The sequence below is a fragment of the Amycolatopsis sp. NPDC049868 genome (assembly GCF_044461365.1).
Taxonomy (GTDB): domain Bacteria; phylum Actinomycetota; class Actinomycetes; order Mycobacteriales; family Pseudonocardiaceae; genus Amycolatopsis.
Genome location: NZ_JBITKV010000009.1, coordinates 23907 through 43014, shown reverse-complemented (window position 1 = coordinate 43014; position 19108 = coordinate 23907). Strand labels below are relative to the sequence as shown.

Genomic DNA, 19108 nt, shown 5'->3' with positions numbered 1-19108 from the left:
TCCCGGGCGATGTACACCCCGTCCGATCTCGCCGACCTGCTCGAATGCGAGCACCGCAGCCTGCTCAACCAGGCGCTGGCCGCCGGCCTGCCGGGCGCGCCGCGGCCGGGCTCCGGGCCGGATCAGCTCGCGGTCACGCACGGACGCGCGCACGAGGCCGCGACGCTGGACAAACTACGCGGCGAGCGGAGCGCCGTCGTCGAGATCGACGAACGCGACCCGGCGGTCGCCGCGAAGGCCACCGAAGAAGCGCTTCGGGCCGGTGCCCCGGTGATCTACCAGGCGGTCTTCCACGACGGCGAGTTCTCCGGCCGGGCCGATTTCCTGATGCGGGACGACGAAGGCCGCTACGAGGTCTACGACACGAAGCTGGCCAGGCACGCGAAGCCCGCCGCGGTCGTGCAGCTGACCGCGTACGCCGACGCCCTGCGCAGGGCGGGCTGGCCCGCCGGTCCGCGGATGCACCTGCTGCTCGGCGATCACAGCACCCGCTCGTTCCGCGTCGACGACTTCCTCCCGCTGGTGAACCGGCTCCGCGCCCGGCTGCGGAACCGGCCGCCCACCCTGCCGGTCCAGCTCTGGGCCGACGAGCGGCCCGCGTGCGGCGGCTGCTCCTACGCCGCGCACTGCGCGAGCGCCCGCGAAGCCGACCGCGACCTTTCGCTGGTCGCGGGGATGCGCGGCGATCAGCGACGCAAACTCGTCGCCGCGGGACTCGGCACCATCGACGCGCTCGCGGCCGCCGCGCCGGAAGACCGTCCACGCGACATCTCGACGACGTCGTTCACCACACTGCGCGCACAGGCCGCGATCCAGGTCCGGCAGGACGCCACCGGGCAGATCGCCTACGAGGTCATCGATCCGGACACGCTGGCCGAACTGCCGCCGCCCGCGCCCGGTGACGTCTTCTTCGACATGGAAGGCGACCCGTACGCTTTGGCGGGCGAAGGGCTCGAATACCTCTTCGGCGCCGTGACCGCCGACGGCGGCACGAAGTTCACCCCGTTCTGGGCGCACAACCGGTCGCAGGAGAAGCGGGCCTTCGAAGAGTTCGTCGACTTCGCCACCGCAAGGCTCGCGGAGCATCCCGGCTCGCACGTCTACCACTACGCGCCGTACGAGGTCACCGCGATCAAGCGGCTCGCCGCCGTGCACGGGACCCGCGAGGACGCCGTCGACCAGCTGCTGCGCAGCGGCGGTCTGGTGGACCTGTATTCCGTGGTGCGCAAGGCACTCCGGGTGTCCCAGCGGTCGTACTCGATCAAGTATCTCGAACCGCTCTACATGCCCGAGGCCCGCGACGGCGACGTCAAAACGGCGGTGTCCAGCATCGAGGCCTACGAGGAGTACCTGACGCTCACCGCCGCCGGCCAGACCGAACACGCCGACGAAGTGCTGCGCGGGATCAGCGACTACAACGAATACGACTGCGTCTCCACGCTGCGGCTGTTCGAGTTCCTCCACAAGATCCGCGTGGACGAAGGGATCGCGCTCGCCGAGCCGCCCGAAGAGTCCGATGTGGACGCTCTGCTCCGCCAGACCGAAGCGGACGTCGCCGCCCAGAAACGCGCCGAACGCGCGGCGCAGCTGGCCGCGCTGGTCGATCCGCTGCTGGACGGGCTGCCCGACGATCCGGCCGAGTTCACCGGTGAGGACCGCGCCCGCGCGCTGCTGGCCGCGTCGGTCGGCTATCACCGCCGCGAGACGAATCCGGCGTGGTGGGAGTACTTCCGCCAGCTGGCCGCCCCGCTGGGCGACCTGGAGACCGACAACGCCTGCACCGTCCCGGTTTCGCTGGAGGCCGGGGAATGGGTCCCGCCGTCCGGCCGGGTCCGCAAGGCGAAACGCTCGCTGAGCCTCCGCTGTGACCCGGACCGGCCGCATCCCTTCGCGCCCGGCGACGACGTCCGCCTGCGGTACGGCGCGGCCGCGCGCGACGCCAAGGTCGTCTCGGCCACCGCCGTCGAACTGACCCTCGAAGAGAGCTGCCCGCCCGACGAGACCACCGCCGACCGGCCGGTCGCGGTGCTGCCGGGCAGCCCTGTCCGCCCCTCCCCCAAGGACGACGCCGTCGCGGACCTCGCCCGCCTGGTCGTCGACGCGCTGCCGTCGCTGCCCGCTCATCCGGGCGTCGACCTGCTCCGGCGCACGACACCCCGGCTTCGCGACGACAAGCCCCTGCCCGAACCCGGGACCGACCTGGTGAACACGGTGATCGAGGCTGTCGAGGCGCTCGACGGCTCCACGCTCGCCGTCCAGGGCCCGCCGGGCGCGGGCAAGACCTATCTGGCCGGCAGGCTGATCGCGAAGCTCGTGCGCGCGGGCAAGACGATCGCCGTCACCTCGACCAGCCACAAGGCCGTGGAGAACGTGCTGTCCGCCGCGCTGAAGAACGCACCGGATCTGCCGTGCGCGAAACGTGCCAAGCGCACCCCGGATCCGGCCGCGCCCTGGGAGCAGCCGAAGACCAATCCCGCGCTGGTGAAGTGGCGCGAGGAACACGACACCGGTCATCTGGTCGGCGGTACCGCCTGGACGTTCGCGAATGCCGCGATCCGGGAAGAGCCCTTCGATCTGCTGATCATCGACGAGGCAGGCCAGTTCGCCCTCGCCGACGCGCTCGCGGTGTCGATATGCGCCAAGAATCTCCTGCTGCTGGGCGATCCGCAGCAGCTGCCGCAGGTCGTGCAGGGCACGCATCCCGCGGGCGCCGAGGCGTCCGCGCTCGGGCACCTGATCGGCGAAGCCGACATCATCCCGGCCGAACTCGGGTACTTCCTCGACGAGACCCGGCGGATGCATCCGGCCGTCTGCGCGCCGGTGTCACGGCTGTCCTACGCCGGCCGTCTGCACTCGCATCCTTCGGCCGCCGAGCGGGCGATCGACGGCGTCGAATCGGGCCTGTACCTCGCCGAGGTCGACCACCACGGCAACACGACACGGTCGGTCGAGGAGGCCGAGGCGGTCACCGCCCTCGTCGCCGAACTCCACGGCCGCTCCTGGACCGACCACGGCGAGCCCCGGCCGCTCGGCGACGAGGACATCCTGGTCGTGGCGCCGTACAACCTGCAGGCCCGGGTCGTGGCCCGCGCGCTGGACGAGGCCGGGCATCCCGGCGTGCGGGTGGGCACGGTGGACCGGTTCCAGGGGCAGGAGGCGCCGGTGGTGATCACCACGATGACCTCGTCCTCGGCGGTCGATCTGCCGCGTGGCCTGGACTTCCTGCTCTCCCGGAACCGGCTCAACGTGGCGCTTTCGCGGGCTCAGGCGCTCGCGGTCGTGGTCTGCTCGCCGCGGCTGGTCGAGGCCGACATCCGCACGGTCGACCAGATGCGGCTGGTTTCGGGCATGCTCGGGTTGATGACCGAAGCCGTGCCGTGGCACGCAGGACGGAGTGGACGATGACCGAGAACAGCCCGGACAAGAAGCCGGAGATCCTCGACGCCGAGATCGTCGAGGAGTCCCCGACCGCGCCGATCGAAGTCCCGGAGCCGGATTACAGCGAGGGCGGCGTGCCCTCGTTCGACCATGTGCGGGACCGGATCGAGCAGCGGTACACGACCTCGCTGGGCTCGACCGAACTCGCCGGCCTCGGCGGTAAGGAAGACGTCGCGTCGCTGGACAAGAAGATCGCCGACCGGGACAAGGCCGCGAAGGACAAGCTGGCCGAGATCCGCCGCGCGATGCGGGAGCAGTGAGCTAACCCCAATGTGGTGAACCGGCCTTCACCGCGATGGCCCGTGCCTTCCGGTAGTGCTCGGCCGCTTCCGGCAGGCCGAGAGCCGTGGCCAGGTCACCGAGGTAGCGGGCGACCGGGCGGAGGGTGAGCATCCCGCTCCCGGCACCGGCGATCTCGTCCTCGGCGGGCAGAAGCTCCGCGTACAGCCGTTCCATCGCCGACCGGTCGCCGAGTTCGATCGCGACCACGGCGTGCAGACAGGTGCGGGCCTCGAACAGCAGATCCCGGGGCGAGTCCGGGATCGGGAGCGTCGGGCGGCACCAGCTTTCGTAGGCGCCGTAGCTCTCTTCCAGTGCTTCCGGTGGCAAGCCTCGCTGGACCCGGTCGCAGAACAGGGCGAGCGCGAGGATCCCGTTGTCCACTCCGGACATGGCCGTTCCGGCGAGCCCCGCCGCCGCGGCACGATAGGCCGCTTCCCCGCCTGGGCCGGTCATCGCGGTCCGCATCGCGCGATACCACCGGGTGAACACGCCGACGAGCGGAAGGCCGTACTTCTCGCCGAGCCCGTCCGCGGCCGCGGCGTGCCGGTCCGCGGCCGCGAAATCCGCGAGCGCGCTCTTCGCCTGCAGGAGCACAAGATGTCCGAGCACCTCGAACGTCACCAGCCCGTGCCGCGTGGCGAGGTCGACCAGTTCGGCGCCGATCGCCGCGCGCTCGGGGGCGAGCCCCGCGCGGTCGAAGGACTGCAGGAACCGGGCGTTGAGCGCGAACGCGAGCAGCTCCGGATCGTCCAGCCCGCGGGCGAGCGCCTCGGCATCCCTGGCCGCCTCGCGAGCCCGCCGTCCGCCCGCGTTGCGCAGTTCGACGGCGAGGGTGGCCAGCAGACGGCACCGCTCGGCCCGCCGTTCCCCGGGGAGCGCGGCGAGGGTCCGCTCGACGGCGCCCGCGATCCGGGAAGCGAGTTCCCTGTCGTCGCTTTCGGTCCAGATGGCGGGGACGTCGAAGGCGCCGATCATCCGCGCGGTCAGCAGCGGATCGTCCAGTTTTTCCGCCAGTTCCAACGCTTCGGCCCGATGCCTCCGCGACCGGCCGAGACCACCGGCGACGGCCGAAGCACGTGCCTTGCCCATGATCAGCTCCAGCCTCGTCTCCGGATCGGAGCCGCCGGATCGGTCGTACGCGACGAGCGCGGCCTCCCAGAGCCGGGCTGCTTCCGTTGGAGCGAAACGACTTTCGGCCCGTTCCGCGGCTGCCCGCGCGTACCGTGCGGCACGGTCGCCGTGCTCTCCCGACAGCAGGAAATGGTGTGCCAGCGCGTCGACGTCGTCCGGGCGAAGACGTTCCAGTGCCTCGGCGATCCCACCGTGCTCGCGGGCCCGCCGCGAACGGGAGAGGTCATGGTAGAGCGTGTCCCGCACGAGCGCGTGCGCGAACCGGAACACCTTCGGCGCCCGCTCGGCCAGGATTCCGTGCCGGGCTGCGATCTCCACCGCGTCGAGCGCGGTTTCCCCCACCAGGGCTTCGAGTACGTCCAGGTCGACGTCCGTACCGATCACCGCCGCGCGCCGCACCACACCACGGACCTCGTCCGGTAACGCGTCCACCCGGTGCCGGACGACGTCGCGGACTCCCGGCGGCACCGCGGCCAAGGCGGCGGGCCCCTCCTCGGCCAGCAGCCGGGCGAGTTCACGGACGAAGAACGCGTTGCCGCCGCTGCGCCGATGGATCACCGCCGCGGTTTCCGGCTCGACGTCTTCCCCGGTCGTGGCTCTGACCAGCGCGGCGACCTCGGTCTCGGGCAGGCCTCGAAGATAGATCCGCACCGGCTCGTGGCGAGCGGCCCGGCCGAGGAAATCCGTCAACCGCGCGGGCGGGTCGATGCCGCGATAGGTCGCGACGATCAGCACCGGCTCGCTCAGCACCGAGGCCAGCAGCGCCAACGTCTCCTCGCCCGCCCAGTGCAGGTCGTCGAGGACGAGCAGCAACGGGGTGGCACCGGACAGATAGGAGGCGACCGCCCGGTGCCATCGCCAGCGCGCGGCCAGGGGATCCTCGGTCGCCGGGTCCGCGGTCGGCGCCGCGCCGTACCCGGCATCGGCGAGGGCGGCGAGGATCCGGGTCCAGGCGTAGGCGGGCGGCGCGCCCTCGTCGTCGGGGTTGCTCCCCCAGGCCGTGGTCCAGCCCCGCGCGGCGAGACGGGCGGAGAACGCCTCGGCGAGCGCGGTCTTCCCCACCCCCGCCTCGCCCGACACGAGCACCAGCCGCGACCCCGCCGAAGCTTCTTCGAGCCTGGCCAGTTCCGCGTCCCGCCCGATCAGTGGCCGCTCGGGGATCCCGGGCACGGACGGCTCCAGCCGGGGCGCTTGCGCCAGGATGTCGGCTTCCAGCTCCCGCAAGGCGGCGCCGGGGTCGATGCCGAGCTCGTCGGCGAGCCGGTCACGCGTGGTGCGCAACACCGCCAGGGCGTCCCCTTGCCGTCCGGAACGGTAAAGCGCCAGTGCCAGCAGCCGGGAACCGTTTTCCCGCAAGGGATACTCGCGTACATGTGGTTCCAGCTCGGGGATCACCTCGGCGGCCCGGCCGAGCGCGAGCATGGCTTCGGCACGGAGTTCGCCCGCCAGCAACCGGAGTTCGGTCAGCCTGGACACCTCGCCGAGCGCCCAGCCTTCCTCGGCGAACTCGGCGTACGCGGGACCTCGCCACAGCGCAAGCGCGGTGTCCACTTGCGACAGTGCCGCGTCCGCCCGGCGAGCGTCGAGGAGCTCACGGACCGTGGCGACGGCGGCCTCGAAGTCCCACGCGTCGACGGAATCCGCGCGCAGTGCGTAGCCGCGGGCGACCGTGACGAGCAGCCGCGCGGGCTCACGTGGCGCGCGATCCGGTTCCAGCGCGCGGCGCAAGGCACCGACGAAGGTCTGGACGGCACCGACCGCCCCCTCGGGCGGGCGTTCCCACAGGTCGTCGACCAGGCGTTCCACCGGCACGACCCGGCCGCGGGCGATCAGCAGCCTGGCCAGCACCGCGCGGTGTCGCGGGCCTTTGAGCCCGACGTCGCCGCGCGCGTCCTCGGCCACGAGCGGGCCGAGCACCCCGAACCGCATCGTCACCTCCTTCACCGACGGTGATCATCGTGCCCCGGCCGCTCGGTCGTCGCTGACCGGGTGCTGATTCAAGCCGGGAACGCTTGTGGTCATCACGGAACGACCAGGAAGGTACCCATGCGCATCACCGGATTCGACTACCAGCGTGTGCCCGTGGCGGACGGCGTGGCACTCGACGTCGCCGTCGCCGGGACGGGCAGCCCGATCGTGCTGCTGCACGGCTTCCCCCAGACCCATCTCATGTGGCGGCACGTCGCGGCGGATCTGGCGGCCGACCACACCGTCCTCTGCCCTGACCTGCGAGGATACGGCGAAAGCGACAAGCCCGCCGACACCGGCGAGACCTACTCGAAGCGGTCGATGGCGGCCGACGTCGTCGCCGTCGCGAAGGCCTTCGGCCACGACCGGTTCGCCCTCGCGGGGCACGACCGGGGCGCGCTGGTGGCCCTGCGGGCGGGGCTCGACCACGCGGACAAGGTGAGCCACCTCGCGATCCTCGACGTGCTGCCGACGCTGGACATGTGGGACGTGCTGCACGGCACCGGCGCCGCGGTCGGCTTCCATCTCTACTTGATGGCTCAGCCGCCAGGACTGCCCGAACAGCTGATCGCCGCCGCGCCCGACGCGTTCTTCGGTCACTTCCTCGACGCGTGGACGCGGAACGGCGACGCGATCCCCGCCGACGTCCGTGCCGCGTACCTGGAAGCGTCACGGAACGCGGTGACCTCGATCGTCGCCGACTACCGCGCGTCGGCGGGCATCGACGTCGAGCACGACAAGGCGGACCGCGCGGCGGGCAACCGCCTCACCATGCCGCTCACCGTGCTTCAGCAGGACTGGGGCGCCATGCTCGGCTACGACGCTGTCGCGCTCTGGCAAGCGTGGGCGACGGATCTGGACCACCGGACGGTCACTTCGGGGCACTTCATGGCCGAGGAGTCGCCGTCGGAGGTGGCGAAGGCGCTTCGCGACCTGCTCACGCGTTAGAACTTGGGCTTCGGCATGGACTTGCTCGGTGCGACGGTCGCGATGCGTCCTTGCGTCTCGACCGGCGCCCGAGCGTTCGGATAACCGGCGTAGTAGCCGGGAACAACCCGTCCCACCACCAGCTCTTCGAAGGGGACGAACTCCACTTCGGCCGACTTGAGCCGTTCCAGCGTCGGACTTTCGACCCGCTCCGCGGCGAGCGCCACGGCGAGATTCCGCTCGGCGGCCGCCCACGACGACGAGCCGAGATAGAGCAGCTTCACGGGCACGAGCAGGGCGGGCAGGCACCACGGGCTCACTCGCCAGGCCAGAACGGCGACCAGGAACGCGAGCGGCAGGAAGAGCCCGATGCGCAGCGATCCTTCGGCGTTCTGCCGGTCGTATTCGCCGTAGAGCTGGTCCTCTTTCCCCAGCAACCTCGGCCCGACGTAGTCCAGATCCTCCTTGGCCGATTCGACATAGACGTCGAGCCGTACCACCGTCCGGAGGAGATGCCACCGATGGAGGTAATCGTCCATGGCCCGGCGCCGGTGTTCGCCACCTCGGACGGCCGCGATGAGCTCCGGTGGTTCTTGGCCGGCCCGGCGGGCGAAATCCTGAAGACCGCGTACATGGGCCAGCACCTTTTCCTGGAACTCCTCGTCCGCCAGGAACCGGTCCGACAGCTTGTTGACCACGGCGTCCCGCAGTGCGCGCAGGATCCGGCGCCTGCCGCGGTACTTGGGCTCCAGCCAGGCGACGCTCCGGAGTTTCGACCGGCGGAACAGCGGGGTGACGACGGCGTCCAGCCAGTGCGTGACGGCCAGTGACATCGTGCCGAGCAGATAGGCGGCGAAAGTGGCGGCGGCGAACACAGCGGCCTTGCCCGCCCAGGATCCCAGTTCCAGCAGGTCCCGATAGACGCCGGAAGCCTGCCCCGACGCCGGCAGGGCGGGCCGGAAAGCGAGCCAGAGGCCGAGGAGCCAGACGTATCCGGCCGACAGCGGTGCCCGCAGTTCCCGCAGCCCCGGGAGAAGACTCGACAGCATGGCCCTCCGCCCGCCGACGACCGGTCGCACCAGGCGTCGTCCTCCGGTCGCCCGCCGTTACAGAACTCGCGAAGTGAGCCGAACGGCGCAACCCAGGCCGCCACCCGTGCCAATCCGGCGGCTCCCCGGGTTTAGCGCGCGGCCTGCGGGGTATCGGGAGGCGGCACACCGAATGAGGGGTCCGAAATGAAACCCACCGCAGAACGCGCGCACACCGTCGCACGCGATCTCCTTTCCCTCACCAGATCGGGTGAAGCCGACCGGCTCGCCACCGCACTGGTGTCCCTTGCCACCTCCACCCGGCGACGACCGGCGCTCGACGACGTCGTCGGACGACTGGTCGACACGTTTTCCTTGGCGGCCAAGGATCGCCGTCGTTCGCTGCGGATCGGCGAACCATTCACCCTGCGCCTGCGGGATCACGCGGGCATGACGGTCCGGCCCGACCGCCTCGACCCCGGAGTGGCCGCGATCGTCCGGGCCATCAGCGCCAGCGTCCGCGACGACCGGGAAACCTGCGCCGACCAGATCGAGCAAGCCTGTGAGAACGCCGATCTCGACCAGCGGATCCGGGTGCTCGCGCACTGCCTGGTCTGGACGGCCGATCTCCTCGGCACCGACACCACCGCCTATCCCCCGGTGCTGTCCTGTCTCAAGGCATCGTCAGGTAACAGTCCATAGTAGACATTGCGCGGTTCGGATGACTTCCGGCCCGTCGTATGGACATCCCCTGCAGGGAACGGCAAGCTGGACAACCGCGCACGAAGTCCCGGCCCCCGATGACGGGCGCACCTTGGTGGCCAGTTCCCCCGAACCAGGAGTGCAGACTTGGACGAGGTAGCGCCCTCGACGGTACCCGCGGACTCCCGTGCCGCCGCCACGGCGGGACGGCTGCCCAACCCGGACAGCAGGTTGGTCCGGGCGGCCGTGGCCGGTGACCCGGACGCGCTCCGGGACTTGACCCGTTTCCTTTCCCCGCACGTGTTCCGCTACTGCGCGAGCAGGCTCGGGACCGCCGGAACGGGTGCCTGCGACGCACAGGACTGCGCGCAGGAGGTGCTGCAGGCGATGCTGATCGCCTTGCCCCGATACCGGTACCGCCCGGACCGGTTCCTCGCGTTCGTCCTCGGGATCGCCGGGCACAAGGTGGCCGACCTGCACCGGCGCCGCTCCCGCGAACCGGTCGCCTCCGTGCCGGAGGTCGGCGACGGGCTGACGGCGTGGGCACGCCGCGATCCGGACGATATCGAACGGCTGGAGCACCGGTTGCAGGCCGGGGTCCTGCTGGCGAGGTTGCCGATGCCGCACCGGCAGGTGCTCGCGTTGCGGTTCGTGTTCGGGCTTTCGGCCGAGGAGACGGCGGAACGGCTCGGCCTGCCGAGCGCGGGAGCGGTCCGCGCGGCGCAGTTCCGCGCGCTCGCCCGGTTGCGGGTCCTGCTCACCGAGCGGAACGCCCGTTATGCGAGTGATGTCCCGATCATCGGACAGGTTCCCGAACCGGAGCTCGTCCCGGTATAGAAAGGTCCACTTAGGACGATCGTCTTCTTGTACGGCGCTTGTACGACGATCCTCCATCCTGGCTCCCTATTCGGGGAAACCACTGGAGGACACAGATGAAGATCCGATCGAGGATCGCCAGAGGCGCCGTGGGCACGATCGCGCTGGCCGGGGCGATCATGCTCGGCGGCGCGGGCGAGGCGCTCGCGGCGACGGGCACGGTGAACACCGACTCCGGGGCGGCGGTGACCGTGCGGTCGAGCCCGAGCACCAGCGCGAGTTCGGTCGGCACCGTCGCGAGCGGCACCGCCGTCACGATCGACTGCCAGACGAACGGCACGACGGTGACCGGGAAGTACGGCACCACCGACATCTGGGACTACGTGCCGTCGAAGGGCGGCTACATCAGCGACGCCTACGTCTACACCGGCTCGGACGGCCGGGTCGCCCCGGACTGCGCCGGCAGCACCCTCTCCTGCTCCACCGCGGGCACCGGCAACCCGAGGACCTGCGCCGAAGCCGTCGCGTGGGCGAAGGCACACGTGCACACCAACAACGACCCGGACTACTACCGCTGGTGCGACCGGATCAACTCGTGGGCCTACGGCTGGTCCGCGAGCGGTTCGGAAACGGCCTACGTGCACTGGACCCAGATCCCGGGTTCGTACAAGCACCCCGGTGACACCCAGGTCCCCGCGGGCGGGCTCGCGTTCTTCAGCAACGGCGGTACGGGACACACGATGATCTCGATCGGCGGCGGCAAGTTCCTGTCGAACGACATCCACGGCCCCGGCAGCTTCACCGAGACCACCATCTCGGAGATCAAGAACGCGTGGAACTACACCTACCTCGGCTGGTCGCAGCCGTGGTTCAAGATCAACCACTGACCGACCGAGTGGCCTCGAAACGCTGCCGGACGAAGGGGTCCTCGTCCGGCAGCGTTTCCTCCGCCCGCCAGGAGCACGCTGCGCAGGTTGTCAACCACGCTCAGCTCGTGAAACCGCCCTTTCGTCGCATCGTGATAAAAAGTGGCCGCTTCGTCGGGTTAGAGTTGGCGGATGGGCACCGAAGCTCTCGCTACTCCCGCACCCCGGGAGCAGCGTGTGCTCATGCAGGCGATGCTCACCCGGCTGCCCGAGTTCAGTGATCGCCTCGCCCAGCTGCTCAGCGACGAGGACGAGTTCTATCACCAGGTGGACAGCACCGCACCGGACGAGTTGCGCAAGGTCTGCCGGGCGAATCTCGAACGGGCGCTGACGGCGCTCGTCGAGGGACGGGGGCTGCCGCTCGACGCGGCCCGCAAGACCGGACTGGCCCAGGCCAGGCAGGGTATCCCGTTGCCGTCCGTGCTCCGCGCGTTCCGGATCGGCGGGATCTTCGTCTACGAGCGTCTGCTGGAACTGGCGGGCCCCGGCTTCATCAACCCGGCGCGCACGGTGGAGATCAATTCCAACGTATGGAAGACCATCGATCTCTACTCCGACGCGCTGACCACCGCGTACAGCGAGGTCGCCGCCGAACTCTCCCAGGAGAAGCTCGCCCTGCTCGACGGTCTGCTGCAGGGCCGGTTCGCCGGCCAGCCGGAGCTCGAGAACGCCGCGAAGGAACTCGACCTCCCGGCCGCCGGCACGTTCGTCGCCGTCGTGACCGAAGCCGTCGAGCCGGAGGAACAGCCTGGCGTCGAGGCGCTACTGCGGGCGCGGCGCTGGAAATCGGCCTGGCGGCCGGGCGCCGAGGTCGGGCTCGTGGTGATCGACCGCGTCGAGGACGTCCGGCGGCTGCGTGACCTGCTCGGCACCCTGCCGCTGGCGGCAGGGATGAGCAGGCCGTTCAACGGATTCCTCGAAGTACCGGACGCGGTCCACCGGGCCAGGATCGCCCGCCGCTCGCTGGCCACCGGCGCCGCCGGTGTCGCCGTGTTCGGCGACTCCCCGGTCACCACGCTGGTCGCGAGCGCGCCGGAGATGTCACGGGACGTGCTGCGTTCGGTGCTGACCGGGCTGCTGGTGCTGCCCAAGGCAGAACGGCAGGTCCTGCTCGACACCCTGATCGCCTGGTTCGCCGGGCACGGCTCGGCCAAGGAGGCCGCGGACCGGCTGATCGTCCACCCGAACACGGTCCGCTACCGGCTGCGCCGCGTGCAGGAACTGACCCGGCGCGACCTGTCCGACCCGGTCGACGTCGGCGAACTCTACGTCGCACTGGAAGCGGTCCGGCTGACGGAACCCTAGACCTTTCTTTCCGGCGCCATGTCGGCGTCGATGATCCTCGCGAGGTCCAGCAGCGTGTGCCCGAGACCGGGCCGCGCGGTGAGCCGCACCGCGAGGGTACGGCCGCGCGCGGTCGTGGCGACCGGGAGGGTGACCTCCGGATTCGCGGACCTTGTCCACTGTGGACGACGCCCGGCCGCGGACAGGACGATATCGGGATGCGGGGAGCGCCGCCCGGGACGCCACCGTGATCTCCTGGCATCGAGATCACGGATCACGTTGCCGTGCAACGAAAGCAGCGCGGCGACGTCGGCGACGGCGTCGCGGAGCTCGACGTCGGTGATGGAATCCGAGTAGGCGCCGATGTCCAGCGCGCGGCGATCGTTCGGGTCCTGCGGCACAGAGTTCCTTTCCACGCACCGGAAGTCGTCCGATGGTGGTCCCCATCACGTTGTTCCGGGGAACAAACATGTTTGGCTGACTGCGCCGAATGGCGGCGCCGGTACCGCCTTCCGGTCGCAGCGCGTGACTGTGACCGCCGGTCACACCTTTGACGCGGACCGGCGGGCGGGCCAGTATCTGGCGACTGATTACCGATGGGTAATGAGCATGTTTCCGTGGTTTCACCAGGAGGACCGTTGCGTCGAGCGTTGAGCCTGATCTTCTTGGCCCTAGGGGTGTTCTCCGTCGCCGGCGCGGTGTTGCTGCCGACCTACGTGAAGCCCGAACTCGCCAAGGTGCCACTGAACCAGGAATCGACGTCGGTCCTCGAAGGCACCGCGTCGAAGGTGCTCGCGGTGAAGAAGGTGGACGGCAAGACCGTCACGGAGATCCGTGACGACGCCAAGCTGAAGGCGACCGCCCACGTGGTGGCGAACTTCTCCCCGCCGGAGATGCGGGAGGGCACGGACGTCGCCGTGTGGCTGATGGCCGTCTCGGTCGTCGACACCGCCGACCAGACCGTGGTCAGCGCGAGCAAACGCCAGGTCTGCTTCGACCGCCGCACCGCGGAAGGGTACGTGCCGCCGGGCGGCGACCAGGAGGCGAAGTGCTCGGCCAACAGCAGCTTCGTCACCAAGCTCAAGGAGAAGGCCGAGAAGGAGAACGAAAAGCCCGAGGAGATCCAGGAGTACAAGCCGCAGCCCGGCCTGAACTTCAAGTTCCCCTTCAGCACCGAGCAGAAGGACTACCAGGTCTACGACGACAACACCGGCCGCGCCGTCCAGGCCCGGTTCAAGGGCGTCGAAGACATCAAGGGGGTCGAGGTCTACAAGTTCGTCCAGGAGATCCCCGACACGAAGATCTCGACGAAGAAGGTGCCGGGCTCCCTGATCGGAGCCACCGGCGATTCCGTCGAAGCGGGGCAGTTCTACCGGGGCACCATCACGAGCTGGATCGAGCCGGTGACGGGCATCCAGGTCAAGCAGGAACAGCAGTCGCACCAGGAACTGCGGTCGGCCGCCAACCCCACCCCCACGGTGGTCTTCGACGGCAAGCTGGCCTTCACCGACGCGACCGTCGACGCGATGGTCAAGCAGGTCGACGAGAACAAGGGCAAGCTGGACTTCATCGGGAGCACCGGGCCGATCGTGCTCGGGATCGCCGGCGCGGCCTTCCTCGCTCTCGGAGTCTTCCTGCTGGTGAAGCGCCGCCCCACCCCTTCGCGCCACTAACGCTTTCGCAGCACCATCACCAGATTCCACGACGCGAACTCCCGGACACCCGGGACATACGCGATCCATTGGGCCCAGGAAGGGTGGTAGCGCGGATAGACCGCTCGGAGATCGGCGAGCGGTGCGGCCTTCCCCCACCGGATGGCCGCACCGGCCGAAAAGGCGAAAAGGCTCTCGCCGAATTTGTTCTTCGGCTCCCTTCCGTTCTTTTCGGCATAACGCCGCCGGGCGTAGTGCCCACCGAGGAAATGCCACGGCGCCGTCTCGTGCCCGCCCCAAGGCGAATACCACGGCGTGAACGAGGCGAAAACCGTTCCGCCGGGTTTCGTCACCCGGCACATCTCGGCCAGCATGACCTCGGGTTCGGAAACGTGTTCGAGGACGTTCGACGAATAGCAGACGTCGACGGACGCGGTGCGCACGGGCAGTTTCGTCCCGCTGCCGCGCACCATGTTCTCCCCGGCCTCGCCCCGCGCCGTCAGCTCGCCGACATCGGGATCTATGCCGAGATACGTGGCGCCGGCGGCGCGGAACGCGTCGGAGAAATAACCAGGCCCGCCCCCGACATCGACGATGGTTCGGCCGTTCAACGGAGTGTGCTGCGCCAATTGCCGGACCGAGTCCTCGGCGAGCACCGAGTAGAAACCGTCCGGATCCGTCTGTTCGGTGAGAAAAGCCCGGAACAACGTCACCGATCTGCGCAAGGTGGCGCGATGAGGCATCGTTGCTGGGGTCACCGACCGATTACCGACCATCGAACCATCGCTTTCCGAGAATGATTCATCTACCGTGTACGCACCGGTAACCTAGCATTGTCGCTAACAGGTTGGGAGAACCACGATGGAAAGGCCACGTGTGCTGCTCGTCAACTGGCGCGACACCGGGCATCCGGAGGGCGGCGGCTCCGAGCGGTACGTCGAGCGGATGGCCGAGGGGCTCGCCAAGGCCGGATACCGGGTGGAGATCCAGTGCGCGGCGTACCCGGGCGCGAACGCGGGGGAATGGCGCGACGGCGTCCGCTATCGCCGCCGTGGCAACAAGTTCGGCGTCTACCTCCACGCGCTCCGGGCGATCCGGAAAGCGCACGCCGACCTCGTCGTCGACGTCCAGAACGGGATGCCGTTCTTCGCCAGGCTCGTCGCGGGCTGCCCGGTTCTCGTGCTGGTGCACCATGTCCACAAGGAGCAGTGGATCAGCGCGCTCGGGGAGACGATCGGCCGCGTCGGCTGGTGGATCGAGTCGCGGCTGGCGCCGTGGCTGTTCCGGCACTGTCGCTATGTCACGGTTTCCGAGATCACCAAAGGCGAACTGGCGGGCCTCGGCATCGAGGGCTCGCGGATCACCGTGGTACCCAACGGGTTGGACACTCCCCCGCGCGGCAAGGCCGTCCGGGAGACCGAACCGACGCTGGTGGCGGTCAGCAGGCTGGTGCCGCACAAGCGGATCGAGCACGCGATCGACGTCGTCGCGGAACTGTCCCGGCGCTGGCCGACGCTGCGGCTTGAGGTCGTGGGCCAGGGCCCGTGGGAAGAGGTCTTGCGCAAGCACGCCCGCGGCAGGGGCGTCGAAGACCGTGTGCGGCTGCACGGGTGGGTGGACGAGGACGAGAAACACGAGATCCTGGAACGCTCCTGGCTGCACCTGTGCCCGTCGGTCAAGGAGGGCTGGGGCATCGTCATCATGGAAGCGGCCGCGCACGGCGTGCCGTCGGTGGCCTACCGGTCGGCAGGCGGGGTGGCCGAGTCCATTGTGGAGGGCAAGACCGGGCTGCTGGCCGACGACTTCGCCGATTTCACCGCGCAGGTCGACGGGCTGCTCGCGGACCGGGTACGGCGGACCGAAATGGGCCGGGCCGGCGCCACCTGGGCCGGTCTGTTCGACTGGGAGCACAGCGTGAACCGCTTCGAATCACTCGTGCGCGACGTGGCCGGGGTGGCCATCCCCCACCCTCGGGTCCTGACGCCGCAGGGCTTCCACGATTCCGTCGGCCAGGTCGGCCGTGGCGGCGTCGTCGAAGTCCTTGCGGCGTGCGCGCACGGTGACGGTGCTCGTCTCGCCGACGGTCACCGCGCCGAACGCCACGCCTGAGCGGCCGCTGGCGGCGGGATAGAACGCGATCGAGGTGACCGCGTCCGCCGCCGAAACGACGCCGAGATTGGAGACCAGATAGGTCGAACCGAGCCTGCCCGCCAGCAGCCGGGTGCCCAGCCGGGCGATCCTGCTGCTGCGAGCGGGGAAATCCGGCTCCGGCGGCTGCGTGGCCAGCAGCGCGCCGACTTCGGCGACCGCGGGCCTCTTGCCGAGCCTCAACCGGAAGAACGCGCTGTCGTGCCGGGGTTCCGGGGCGGCTCCGCCCCGCCACGAGGCACCGACCGCGGCCACCACCCGTGCGGTTTCCTCGCCATGCCGGGCGTTCCACGTCTCGGTCAGGTCCGCGGCGGCCGCCGCGAAGGCGGAGGACCCGAACCGCGAGCGCGGGAGAATCCTGGCGCTGAACACGTCCCCAGGGCCGCTTTCGGCCCGCTCCGGGGTGATTCTCGCCGGAGGCGCGAAAAGCGCTTCAGCGAGCCTGTGGAAGGCGGACAGGAGAAAGGACCGGTCCGCCGTGCGGGCGCCGATTCCCTTGGCGGCGGACGAAATCGGGATGTCGAGGGCCAGCCCGAGAACGGCGAGGAGGCCGAGGCCGTCGAGCGCGCCGTGGTGCGCGGCGATCAGCACGAAAGGTTCGTCGACGCCGACCGCGACCCGGAGCAAGGGGGCGCCGCGTTCGTACGCCGCCTCGGCGAACCGATCGCGGACCGCCGGAAGTTCTTCGCCGGGAACGGCTTCGACGTCCGGAGCGGCGCCCAGCCACGGCCGTTCCCCGACCGCGACCGCCAGCCGCATCCGTGCCTTTTCCGGCGTCAGAGCCGAAGACAGCCTCGCTTCCAGAAGGATGCTCCAGGAAACGGTGGGGTCGCCGTAGAGCCCGACGACCCGGCCGGCGTGGTCGGAAGCGAGCTCGGACACCGGCTCAGCGGTTGCCGTAAATGACGTGCTCGGGGCTCGAGTTCGGGTTGAACTGCTCCTTGATCTTCGCCTGCACCTGGGGTGCGGCGTCAGGATCGGCGGAGTTCGTCAGCGCGTAACTCCCCCCTGCGGCCGTTGCGAGCCCGATGATGACGGCTGCGGCCGCGCCGATGAGGGTGCCCAAGACCTACTCCTTCCGCGACAGGGAATTCCTGCGTCGGCTCAATGTACGCACCGGTAACTTGAGGCACAACAGTGCGGCCGCGATCGACACCAGCGCTACTCCGTTTGCCAGCACCACAAGGACCGGTGATCGCGTCCCGGTCACGGCGGGCTCACCGGGAGTGCGATAGAGCGTGAGCCAGTCACCGGACCACACCGGTTCCGCGCCGGTCAGCAACCGCGGATCGACCCGCCCCGGCGTCCCGTGTTCGACCAGGATCCAGCCGATTCCCGCCGCCGACAGGTCTTCCGGTGACTTCGCGGCACGGACACGGTCCATTCTGGAATCCTCGCCCGCGATCTCCTCGCCGCCGACACGCAGTATGTCGTCGGTGAGCACGGTCTCGGGCAGCGCCCGCGGCGCCGGGTCCAGCTGGGTCCGGTGGTCGTTCCAGCCGAAACTCCGGAACGTGGACAGCGGCAGCGCGACGACGTCGCCGGGCCGGTCGTCGTCGGCGAGCAGCCGGTGGACGGCGTTCCAGTCGTCCGGATAGCGCACCGCTTCGAGCCTTCCCCAGCCACCCCAGGCGAGATCGGGCATGGTGAGCAAGGGAAAGAGCGCGGCGGCCGCGACGAGCGCCCCACGCGCCGCCCCCGTCCGCAGGCGCGTGGCGGCGGCCTCGACCGCGAGCGCGAACCCGAGCGCGACCGGAAGCGCCCACCAGGCCACCCATTTCTGCGCGTCCCGCAGGAGTCCCGCGCCGGGCACGTGCCCCATCGCCCAGGACAGCACGGGCTCGCCGAACGACAGGGTCGCGAGCGCGGCGAGTACGACACCGAGAACACCCAGCGACAGCAACGCTCTCGCCGGCGGTGTACCCCACTTTCGAGCCAGCGGACGGAGCCCGGCCAAGGCCACGGCGACCGTGACGAGGATCAGCACCGGCGCCATCGGCGCGCCCCGGCTGCCGGGGACGACGTCGCCGTTCCAGATCCCGCCGAGCCCGAGCACGCTGAGGATGGCCGGACCCCAGCTTTCCGCACGGGCGCTGAACGCGGCCACCCCGGCGGGATCGGACAGCGTGCCGCCGCCGTGCAGGAAGGTAGGGACGAGCCAAGGCAGGTTGAGCACGACGGCGAGCCCGAGGGTGTGGCCGAGTTTTCGTGGCCCGGCCAGCGCGATCGCGGTGAGCGCGGCCAGCACTCCGCCGGGCGGGGTGAGCATCGCGGGGGCGCAGGCGAGCACGAGCCGCGCGAGCGCCCTCGGTTCGTTCCGGCGCAGGGAAAGCGCGGCGCGCACGATCCACGGGAGGCAGGCGTAGGTGAGCAGGAGCGGCCAATGCCCGATGAACAACCGCTCCGCGAAATAGGCCGTCCACGCGTACCCGGTGGCGGCGACGATGCGCGTACCGAGTTGCTCCGTCGGGACCAGCCGCGCTGCGCCGTATGCCGCCACGAACAGCGAAAGCAGCAGAATGATTTTCTGGACGATATCGCCCGGAACGACTGCGGTCGCGAGCGCGATCACGGCATCGGCGGGAACCGATCGCGGTAGCGCGGACCCGAGTCCGAGCGCGTCCGGGATCAGCGACTGACGCTGGGCGAACACCATGTCGTAGCTCAAGACGAAGCCGCGTCCGAGTACCGGCAGGAACACCAGCGCCGCCAACCCGGCCGACACCGCGGCCAGTACGAGACGTTCGCGCCGTGCGTCCAACTGCTCTTCCCTTTCCGCCTCGATCGCGGTTATGGTCGCGAGATT

The 19108-nt window shown here is 70.0% G+C and carries 15 protein-coding genes; 9 read left to right on the top strand and 6 right to left on the bottom strand.

Features of this window, described 5'->3' with window-relative positions:
• Positions 1-9 precede the first annotated feature (9 nt).
• On the top strand, positions 10-3405 hold the full coding sequence (locus ACIBTM_RS31130) for a TM0106 family RecB-like putative nuclease (RefSeq protein WP_395880717.1): 3396 nt from the start codon (positions 10-12) through the stop codon (positions 3403-3405).
• Positions 3402-3698, top strand: a complete 297-nt coding sequence (locus tag ACIBTM_RS31125; protein WP_395880716.1) for a hypothetical protein — start codon at positions 3402-3404, stop codon at positions 3696-3698. The genes ACIBTM_RS31130 and ACIBTM_RS31125 overlap by 4 nt, the downstream gene beginning before the upstream one ends.
• Before the next feature lies 1 nt (position 3699).
• On the opposite strand, the gene ACIBTM_RS31120 is transcribed toward ACIBTM_RS31125, so the two are convergent.
• Positions 3700-6780, bottom strand: coding sequence for a BTAD domain-containing putative transcriptional regulator (locus ACIBTM_RS31120; RefSeq protein WP_395880715.1), 3081 nt, complete (start codon positions 6778-6780; stop codon positions 3700-3702).
• Between the two features lie 117 nt (positions 6781-6897).
• On the opposite strand from ACIBTM_RS31120, the gene ACIBTM_RS31115 reads away from it, so the two are divergent.
• Positions 6898-7767, top strand: coding sequence for an alpha/beta fold hydrolase (locus ACIBTM_RS31115; RefSeq protein ID WP_395880714.1), 870 nt, complete (start codon positions 6898-6900; stop codon positions 7765-7767).
• Here the strand turns inward: ACIBTM_RS31115 and ACIBTM_RS31110 are convergent.
• Complete coding sequence (locus ACIBTM_RS31110) at positions 7764-8825, bottom strand: hypothetical protein (RefSeq protein ID WP_395880713.1); 1062 nt, start codon at positions 8823-8825, stop codon at positions 7764-7766. The two genes, ACIBTM_RS31115 and ACIBTM_RS31110, sit on opposite strands and share 4 nt — an antisense overlap.
• Before the next feature lie 156 nt (positions 8826-8981).
• Between ACIBTM_RS31110 and ACIBTM_RS31105 the strand changes: the two genes are divergently transcribed.
• From ACIBTM_RS31105 to ACIBTM_RS31090, 4 genes are all read left to right on the top strand, one after another.
• A complete protein-coding gene (locus tag ACIBTM_RS31105) occupies positions 8982-9476 on the top strand; it encodes a hypothetical protein (RefSeq protein ID WP_395880712.1) in 495 nt (164 codons plus the stop codon).
• 147 nt (positions 9477-9623) lie between these two features.
• Positions 9624-10313 (top strand): sigma-70 family RNA polymerase sigma factor, encoded by a 690-nt coding sequence (locus ACIBTM_RS31100; protein WP_395880711.1) that lies wholly within the window; start codon positions 9624-9626, stop codon positions 10311-10313.
• A gap of 95 nt (positions 10314-10408) precedes the next feature.
• Positions 10409-11179 carry an SH3 domain-containing protein gene (locus ACIBTM_RS31095; RefSeq protein WP_395880710.1) on the top strand — a complete coding sequence of 257 codons (771 nt, stop codon included), beginning with the start codon at positions 10409-10411 and terminating at the stop codon, positions 11177-11179.
• A gap of 171 nt (positions 11180-11350) precedes the next feature.
• Entirely contained in the window at positions 11351-12523 is a 1173-nt protein-coding gene (locus ACIBTM_RS31090; RefSeq protein WP_395880709.1) for a PucR family transcriptional regulator, read from the top strand.
• Here ACIBTM_RS31090 and ACIBTM_RS31085 read toward each other — a convergent pair.
• Positions 12520-12903 carry a hypothetical protein gene (locus ACIBTM_RS31085; protein WP_395880708.1) on the bottom strand — a complete coding sequence of 128 codons (384 nt, stop codon included), beginning with the start codon at positions 12901-12903 and terminating at the stop codon, positions 12520-12522. The genes ACIBTM_RS31090 and ACIBTM_RS31085 overlap by 4 nt on opposite strands.
• 237 nt (positions 12904-13140) lie before the next feature.
• On the opposite strand from ACIBTM_RS31085, the gene ACIBTM_RS31080 reads away from it, so the two are divergent.
• Positions 13141-14175: a DUF3068 domain-containing protein gene (locus ACIBTM_RS31080; RefSeq protein ID WP_395880707.1), complete on the top strand. Its 1035-nt coding sequence runs from the start codon at positions 13141-13143 to the stop codon at positions 14173-14175.
• Here the strand turns inward: ACIBTM_RS31080 and ACIBTM_RS31075 are convergent.
• A complete protein-coding gene (locus ACIBTM_RS31075; protein ID WP_395880989.1) occupies positions 14172-14867 on the bottom strand; it encodes a methyltransferase domain-containing protein in 696 nt (231 codons plus the stop codon). The two genes, ACIBTM_RS31080 and ACIBTM_RS31075, sit on opposite strands and share 4 nt — an antisense overlap.
• A 163-nt stretch (positions 14868-15030) precedes the next feature.
• On the opposite strand from ACIBTM_RS31075, the gene ACIBTM_RS31070 reads away from it, so the two are divergent.
• Complete coding sequence (locus ACIBTM_RS31070; RefSeq protein WP_395880988.1) at positions 15031-16263, top strand: glycosyltransferase family 4 protein; 1233 nt, start codon at positions 15031-15033, stop codon at positions 16261-16263.
• A gap of 925 nt (positions 16264-17188) precedes the next feature.
• Here ACIBTM_RS31070 and ACIBTM_RS31065 read toward each other — a convergent pair.
• Both ACIBTM_RS31065 and ACIBTM_RS31060 read right to left on the bottom strand, forming a co-directional pair.
• Complete coding sequence (locus ACIBTM_RS31065) at positions 17189-17368, bottom strand: hypothetical protein (RefSeq protein WP_037348252.1); 180 nt, start codon at positions 17366-17368, stop codon at positions 17189-17191.
• A 3-nt stretch (positions 17369-17371) separates the two neighbouring features.
• Positions 17372-19063, bottom strand: a complete 1692-nt coding sequence (locus ACIBTM_RS31060) for a hypothetical protein (RefSeq protein WP_395880706.1) — start codon at positions 19061-19063, stop codon at positions 17372-17374.
• Positions 19064-19108: the final 45 nt, after the last annotated feature.